6 protein-coding genes are annotated in these 7,246 nt (G+C 68.2%); 3 read left to right on the top strand and 3 right to left on the bottom strand.

The features are described 5' to 3' along the window. Window positions 1-100 precede the first annotated feature (100 nt). On the bottom strand, window positions 101-1,810 hold the full coding sequence (locus tag FFS35_RS19140; RefSeq protein ID WP_137788389.1) for a copper resistance system multicopper oxidase: 1,710 nt from the start codon (window positions 1,808-1,810) through the stop codon (window positions 101-103). A 39-nt stretch (window positions 1,811-1,849) separates the two neighbouring features. Further along, the gene (locus FFS35_RS19135; protein ID WP_137788388.1) at window positions 1,850-2,446 is read right to left on the bottom strand and encodes a TetR family transcriptional regulator C-terminal domain-containing protein; all 597 of its coding nucleotides are present in this window, start codon (window positions 2,444-2,446) and stop codon (window positions 1,850-1,852) included. 49 nt (window positions 2,447-2,495) lie between these two features. Here FFS35_RS19135 and FFS35_RS19130 point away from each other — a divergent pair, with 49 nt between their 5' ends. Genes FFS35_RS19130 through FFS35_RS19120 form a run of 3 tightly spaced genes read left to right on the top strand, consistent with a single transcriptional unit; the run spans window position 2,496 to window position 5,993 of the window. Continuing rightward, on the top strand, window positions 2,496-3,674 hold the full coding sequence (locus tag FFS35_RS19130; protein WP_137788387.1) for an aromatic ring-hydroxylating dioxygenase subunit alpha: 1,179 nt from the start codon (window positions 2,496-2,498) through the stop codon (window positions 3,672-3,674). 17 nt (window positions 3,675-3,691) lie between these two features. Further along, window positions 3,692-5,302: an NAD(P)/FAD-dependent oxidoreductase gene (locus tag FFS35_RS19125; protein ID WP_137788386.1), complete on the top strand. Its 1,611-nt coding sequence runs from the start codon at window positions 3,692-3,694 to the stop codon at window positions 5,300-5,302. A gap of 28 nt (window positions 5,303-5,330) precedes the next feature. Continuing rightward, window positions 5,331-5,993, top strand: coding sequence for a DUF1275 family protein (locus FFS35_RS19120; protein WP_137788385.1), 663 nt, complete (start codon window positions 5,331-5,333; stop codon window positions 5,991-5,993). Here the strand turns inward: FFS35_RS19120 and FFS35_RS19115 are convergent. Beyond that, complete coding sequence (locus tag FFS35_RS19115) at window positions 5,969-7,240, bottom strand: amino acid permease (RefSeq protein WP_137788384.1); 1,272 nt, start codon at window positions 7,238-7,240, stop codon at window positions 5,969-5,971. The genes FFS35_RS19120 and FFS35_RS19115 overlap by 25 nt on opposite strands. Window positions 7,241-7,246 lie beyond the last annotated feature (6 nt).

Genomic DNA, 7,246 nt, shown 5'->3' with positions numbered 1-7,246 from the left:
GGCGGGGCGGGCATCACCATGCCGTCATGGCCGGCGTGGGCGGCCCCCTGCCCGAAAGCCGCGCCACTCCATGCCAGGGCCACCAGCGGGAACACGCACCTCACGTCGCCTCCCCCTCGCGTAGGCGGACCGAGACGATCTGCATCATTCCCGCGTGCATGTGATACAGCAGGTGGCAGTGGAACGCCCAGTCGCCGACAGCGTCGGTCGTCACGTCGAACGTCACCGTCCCGCCAGGCTGTACCTGCACGGTATGCTTGCGCGGCGCATGGTCGCCATGGCCGGTGACGAGTTCGAAGAAGTGGCCGTGCAGGTGTATCGGGTGACCCATCATCGTATCGTTGACCAGCGTCACGCGCACGCGCTCTCCCTGCGCAAACGGGATCGGCGCGGTGACGGCGCTCAGTTTCTCGCCGTCGAACGCCCACATATAGCGTTCCATATTTCCGGTCAGGTGGATGCGCATCTGGCGCGACGGCGCGCGCAGATCGGGATTGCGCCGGGCAGCAACGAGATCGCGATAGGTGAGCACGCGGTGCCCCGCGTCGGCCAGCCCCTGCCCCGGCTCACCGGTGCGATCGACCGGCATGGGGGAAATCGTCTGGACGGCCGGCGTCTTCCTCACCTCCGGCGCGGTGGCGAAATCGCGCATCGCGTGCTTCATCTGGTGGCCGCCATGATCGATTCCGGTCATGTCCATGCCAGCCATGTCCATGCCCATGTCGCGCATCGTCGCTAGCGGGCGGGCGCGAAGCGGCGGCACCGCCCCGACCATCCCCGCGCGCGGGGCGAGCGTCGCGCGCGCGATGCCGGAACGGTCGATGCTCTCGCCGACGATCGTATAGGCGCGCTCCTCATGCGGCGCGACGATCAGGTCATAGGTTTCGGCGACCGCGACCTGCAGTTCATCCACCGTCACCGGCCGCACATCCTGCCCGTCAGCCTGCACCACAGTGAGCGGCAGGCCGGGGATGCGCAGGTTGAAGGTGGTCATGGCGGAGGCATTGATGACGCGCAGGCGCACGCGCTCACCCGGCGCGAACAGCGCCGTCCAGTTATCCTGCGGGCCATGGCCGTTGACGAGATAGGTGTAGGTGCTCGCCGTGACGTCCGCGATATCGGTCGGGTCCATCCGCATCGCGCCCCACGCGAGCCGCCCGCGCTCGGGCTGGTCCCGCCCCGCGAGCAGGCCCGGCAGCGTCTGCTTCTGCCGGTTGAAATAGCCGCCCTGCAGCTTGAGCCTGCGGAAGATCGCGTGCGGATGCAGGGGGCTGCGATCGGACAGCACGATCACATGCTCGCGATCCGACACGATCGGGTCCGCGCCGGCCGGATCGATCACGATCGGCCCGTAATGGCCGAGTTGCTCCTGAAGCCCGGAATGGCTGTGATACCAATAAGTGCCGGACTGGACGATCGGGAAGCGATAGGTGAATGTCTCGCCCGCCCTGATGCCCGGAAAACTCACCCCCGGCACGCCATCCATCTGCATTGGCAGGATCAGCCCGTGCCAGTGGATCGAGCTGTCCTCATCGAGCGCATTCTCAACATGCAGCCGCACCTCCTGCCCCTCGCGCAGGCGGATCAGCGGCGCCGGGACGGTGTCGTTGATGCCGATCGCGTGGGTCATCCGGCCATCCACCGTCAGCATCCGGGGCGCGATCCGCAGGTGAATATCCTCGCCCGACAGCGCCGGCATCGGGCGCACGATGCCGGCGGAAACGGGCCGCGCCCACGCAGGAAAAGCCGCCGCGACGCCCAGCGCGGCGCTGCCGCGAAGAAGCGAGCGGCGATCGAGGTCGATGGTCATCGACGCGGGAGGTAAGCCGGTCGGGTGATGCTGTCACCCCTAGCGCAGCAGCGCGGCGATCTGCGCCTCCGCGATCGCCCCCGCCTCGGCCGCATCGAGCACGCCGGGCGACAGGCACAGTTCAAGCCACAGGCCGTCGACCAGCGCGGTGATCGCGATCGCGGCGCGCCGGCATGCGCCGGGCGCAATGCCACAATCGGCAAGCAGCCGTTCCAGCCCGGCGCGGAAATGCGCATATTGCTCGTCATGCAGCCGCGCCACATCGTCGCGCGCGATGACGAGGCTCCAGAACGCCACCCAGGTGGCGAGCAGCGCGCGATCGGCAATTGGCGGGGCGAAGCTCGCGGCGACATAGGCCGAAAGCCGCGCGCGCGGATCATCGCCCGCCCGCAGCACCGCCGCATCGAGCGCCGCCGTCACCTCACCGCCGACCTGCGCATAGGTCGCCGCGATCAGCGCATCGACCCCGCCGAAATGGTGCGTCACCAACCCCGGCGACACCCCCGCCTCCAGCGCGATCGCGCGCACCGATACGCCGCTCGCCCCGTCGCGCGCCAGCACGCGCGTGGTCGCCTCGATCAGCAGCTTGCGGCGCTCGTCGGCATCGGTGCGGGTGAAAGCGGGCGTATTGCGCATTCTGCAACCTTATTATACGATCGTATAGCAAGCAACCGGAGTGCCGCCGATGGCTACCCTCGCCCAATCCCGTGCCGATCCGGATGCGGATTTCTCGCTGCCCGGCTGGATCTACACGGATCCCGAATTCTTCGATGTCGAAATCGCACGCGTGATCCGCCCGTCGTGGCAGATCGTCTGCCACGAAAGTGACCTCCCGGCTCCCGGCGACTGGCGAACGATCGCCTATGCCGGCGAACAGGTGATGGCGGTGCGCGGGGAGGACGGCACGATTCGCGCCTTCCACAATGTCTGCCGCCACCGTGCGATGCGGATCGTGGAGGGGGACGCAGGCTGCGCGAAGAAGCTGGTGTGCCCCTATCACGCGTGGACCTATGAGCTCGATGGGCGGCTCTCCGGCGTGCCGATGAAGCGCGATTATCCCGCGCTCCGGCTGGAGGAGAATAGCCTCGTCCCGGTCGAGGCATCGATCTGGCGCGGCTTCGTCTTCGTGCGGCTGGAGGACGATGGCGGGCCGTCGGTGGCGGAGATGATGGCGCCCTACGATCACCAGATCGCGCCCTATCGCTTCGAGGAGATGCGCCGGATCAGCGACGTGCGGCTGCGCGAGCGCGCCGTGAACTGGAAGAACGTCGGCGACAATTATTCCGACAATCTGCACATCCCGGTGGCGCATGACGGGCTGACGCGGCTGTTCGGCAAGAGCTACGCGATCGAGGCCGCCGGCTGGGTGGACAAAATGTCCGGGCAACTCGTCGATCGCCCGTCGGACAACCCGTGGGAGCGCTTCTATCAGAAGCATCTGCCGCAAGTGGATCACCTGCCAGCAGAGAACCAGCGGCTGTGGCTGTATTACAAGCTGTGGCCGAACATGGCGTTCGACATCTACGCCGACCAGATCGATTTCATGCAGTGGCTGCCGCTCTCGCCCACCACCTGCGTGCTGCGTGAGATGTGCTTCGCGCTGCCCGATGACCGCCGCGAGATGAAGCTGGCGCGCTACGCGAACTGGCGGATCAATCGCGTGGTGAACGCCGAGGATACCTGGCTGATCGAGCGCGTGCAGCAGGGCATGGCATCGCAGAGCTACACCGCCGGCCCGATCGGCGCGAGCGAAGTGTGCCTGCGCTCCTTCGCGGCCAAGATCAGGCAGCGCATTCCCGAGGCACGGCTCCAGCGCGCGCCCGCGCCGGGCTGGTCGCGCCGGCCGCGCGCGATCGACGCATAGGAATCAGGGGGATCGACATGACCAGGAAATACGACGCGATCATCATCGGCGGCGGGCATAACGGCCTCGTCTGCGCCTTCTATCTCGCCCGCGCCGGGCTGAAGGTCCGCGTGCTCGAACGGCGACACATCGTGGGCGGGGCGGCGGTGACCGAGGAATTCCACCCCGGTTTCCGCAATTCGACTGCCAGCTACACCGTCAGCCTGCTCCGCCCCAAGGTGATCGCGGACATGAAGCTGCACGATTACGGCTATCGCATCATCGAGCGGACGATCAGCAATTTCTTCCCGTTCGCGGATACCTATCTGAAGCTCGGCGGCGGCACGCTGCGCACGCAGGCGGAGTTCACGCGCTTCAGCCGGAAGGACGCCGAAACCTACCCGCATTACGATGCCGCGCTGGAGAAGGTGGCGCAGGTGCTGCGCGATCTGTCGCTGAAGGTGCCGCCCAATGTCGGCGGGGGCCTGCGCGCACTGATGTCCGGCGCGACGCAGGGCTGGCCGCTGGCGAAAATGGGGATCGAGGCGCAGCGCGACCTGCTCGACGTGTTCACCAAATCCGCACGCGATTTCCTCGATGGCTGGTTCGAGGACGATCACGTCAAGACAGCCTTCGCCTTCGATGCCGTGGTCGGCAATTACGCCGGCGTTTCCACCCCCGGCTCGGCCTATGTGTTGCTCCATCACGTGTTCGGCGAAGTGAACGGCAAGCTTGGCGCATGGGGCCATTCGGTTGGCGGGATGGGCGCGATCACGCAGGCGATGGCGCGCGCGTGCGAGGATGCCGGCGTCGAGATCACGCTAGAGGCGCCGGTCGATCGCGTGCTGGTCGATGGCGGCAAGGCGGCGGGCGTGCGGCTGGAGAGCGGGGAAGAGATTGCCGCGCCGATCGTCGCGGCCAATGTCGGCCCGGCGCTGCTCTATCGCCGCATGGTGGACGGCAGCGATCTGCCCGCCGATTTCCTGCGGCGAATCGACAATTACAAGCTCGGCTCGGGCACGTTCCGCATGAACGTCGCGCTATCCGAACTCCCCGATTTCACCGTGCTGCCCGGCAAGGACAAGGCCGAACACCATACCGCCGGCATCATCATCGCCCCCGGCATGGACTATATGGATCAGGCGTTCGACGATGCGAAGCAGCTCGGCTGGTCGAGGAAACCGATCGTGGAGATGAAGCTGCCGTCCACCGTCGACGGCACGCTCGCCCCGCCGGGGCAGCATGTCGCCAGCCTGTTCTGCCAGCAATTCTCGCCGGTGCTGTCCGGTGGACGCTCGTGGGATGACGTGCGCGAGGAAGTCGCCGATCTCATCATCGATACGGTCAATGATCATGCCCCCAATTTCAAGGCGAGCGTGATCGCGCGGCAGATCCATTCGCCGCTGGATCTCGAGCGAAAGTTCGGGCTGATCGGCGGTGATATCTTCCACGGCCATATGAGCCTCGATCAGCTCTGGGCGGCCCGCCCGGTGCTGGGTCACGGCGATTATCGCGCGCCGGTGAAGGGGCTGTACATGTGCGGCTCGGGCACGCATCCGGGCGGCGGGGTCACGGGTGCGCCGGGGCACAATGCCGCGCACGAGATACTGCGCGATCGTTCGCTTCTCGGGCGTTTTCTGCCTATCTGACGGCGATATTTTCGCGCCCGGGGGAAGAATGGACCGCTACGATCGCCGCCATCAGGCGCTCGCCGCCGCGCTCGCGGCACTGGCCGGTTTTGTCGATGCGATCGGCTTCGTGAAGCTGGGCGGCATGTTCGTCTCGTTCATGAGCGGCAACACGACGCGGATGGCGGTGGATCTGGCGACCGGTTCGGCGGTGACGGCGATGGCCGCCGCGTTGATCGCCGCATTCCTCGCCGGCGTGATCGGCGGGGCACTGGTGGCGGCGGCGACCGGCACGGCGCGCAAGGTGGCGGTGCTGTCGCTCACCGCCGCGCTGCTAGCGGTGGCGGCCGTGCTCGACCGGTTCGTGACGGGCGGCTTGGCGGCGCTGCCGATGGCGGTCGCGATGGGCGCGGCGAACAACGTATTCCTGCGCGACGGCGAGGTGTCGGTTGGCGTCACCTATATGACCGGAACGCTCGTGAAGCTCGGTCAGCGGATCGCGGCGGCGCTGCTGGGCGACGATCCGGTCGGGTGGGCGCCCTATCTGCGGCTGTGGCTTGGGCTGCTTGCCGGCGCGATCGGGGGCGCATTGCTCTATCCGCGCATCGGATCGGTTAGCCTGGCGCTTGCGGCCGTGGCGGCCGCGGGCCTCGCGATCGCCGCGCGCCGGCTCGGTCCGTCCGATCCCTATCCGCGCCGTACCCACCAATAGACGGGCAGGCCAAGCGCGAGCAGCGCCAGCCCCCACAGGTCGGCTTTCAGCCCCAGCCCATATGTCATCCACGCGACGAAGCCCGCGGCGATCACTGCCGCGATCCGCGCTGGGATATCGCCGCGCAGCAGCTTGAGCGCGGCCAACGCGCTCGCCAGATAGGCGAGCATCCCGGCGGCGAGGCTGAGCGAGGCGATCTCCTCGAACAGCGCCCCGGTCCCCCCGCCATAGTTCAGCGCCATCACCAGCGTGACGAGCACGCCCGAGACGAGATGCGCGCGCGCCGGCGTGCCCTGCGGCGTCTCCTTCCCGAACCAGGCGGGAAAAACGCCGCCGCGCGCCATCGCCCATGGCATTTCGCCCTGCAGCAGGATGAAGCCGTTGAGCGCGCCGAAGGCGCTGATCGCGGCGAACAGCGCCACCAGATCGCCCGTTCCGGGCCCGAAAGAGCGCGCGAGAAATGCCGCCACCGGCGCGGGCGAGGCGGCGACCTCCGCGCGCGGCATCATCAGCGCGATCGCGGCGGCCACCGCGAAATAGACGAGGCCGGTGAGCGCGGTTCCCGCCAGCGTGACCAGCGGCACCACGCGCGCGGCATTCTCCACCTTGTCGGCAGGCACGGTCGCCGATTCGACACCCAGGAAGCCCCAGAAGGTAAGCGCCGCCGCCCCCGCCACCGCGCTCGCGCCAATCGGCACCGGGGCATTCGTCGCCAGCGCGCCCGATCCGTCGCCCAGCAGCAGCCACGCCGCCAGCAGGATCACGCCCGCCAGCGGCACGAGCTTGAGCCCCGCCGTCACCACCTGCACCTGGCCCGCAAGGCCGACGCCGCGGATGTTCACCGCCACCAGCCCCCAGATCAGCGCCAGCGCCAGCGCCATCGCGGGCAGGCCGCTGCCGATCGCGGGGAACGGCACGCTCAGCGCGCTCACCACCGCCACCGCCACCGCGCCGTTGCCCGCCCACACCAGCACCCAATAGCTCCACGCCACGGCGAAGCCGGCTGTCGGGCCGAACGCCGCCGTGGCGAAAGCATAGGGGCCGCCCGCCGCCGGTATCGTCGCGGCCAGCCGTGCGAAGACGAACGCCAGGCACATCGCCCCCGCGATCGTCACGCCCCAGCCGATCAGCGCATTGGCGCCCAGCGGCGCCAGCGTGGCGGGCAGCAGATAGATGCCCGAGCCGATCATGTTGCCGACGACGAGCGCCAGCGCGGCCCATATCCCCAGCGCGCGCTTCTGCTGCATCGTCGC

The organism is Sphingomonas sp. 3P27F8, assembly GCF_005502745.1.
Lineage (GTDB): Bacteria > Pseudomonadota > Alphaproteobacteria > Sphingomonadales > Sphingomonadaceae > Sphingomonas.
The sequence above is the reverse complement of the archived record's forward strand: the minus strand, read 5'-3'. Positions and strand labels throughout refer to the sequence as shown.

Bases quoted from the DNA above. Each gene is read 5' to 3' on its own strand.
- FFS35_RS19140 (WP_137788389.1), bottom strand. From the start codon at position 1,810: ATGACCATCGACCTCGATCGCCGCTCGCTTCTTCGCGGCAGCGCCGCG.
- FFS35_RS19135 (WP_137788388.1), bottom strand. From the start codon at position 2,446: ATGCGCAATACGCCCGCTTTCACCCGCACCGATGCCGACGAGCGCCGC.
- FFS35_RS19130 (WP_137788387.1), top strand. From the start codon at position 2,496: ATGGCTACCCTCGCCCAATCCCGTGCCGATCCGGATGCGGATTTCTCG.
- FFS35_RS19125 (WP_137788386.1), top strand. From the start codon at position 3,692: ATGACCAGGAAATACGACGCGATCATCATCGGCGGCGGGCATAACGGC.
- FFS35_RS19120 (WP_137788385.1), top strand. From the start codon at position 5,331: ATGGACCGCTACGATCGCCGCCATCAGGCGCTCGCCGCCGCGCTCGCG.
- FFS35_RS19115 (WP_137788384.1), bottom strand. From the start codon at position 7,240: ATGCAGCAGAAGCGCGCGCTGGGGATATGGGCCGCGCTGGCGCTCGTC.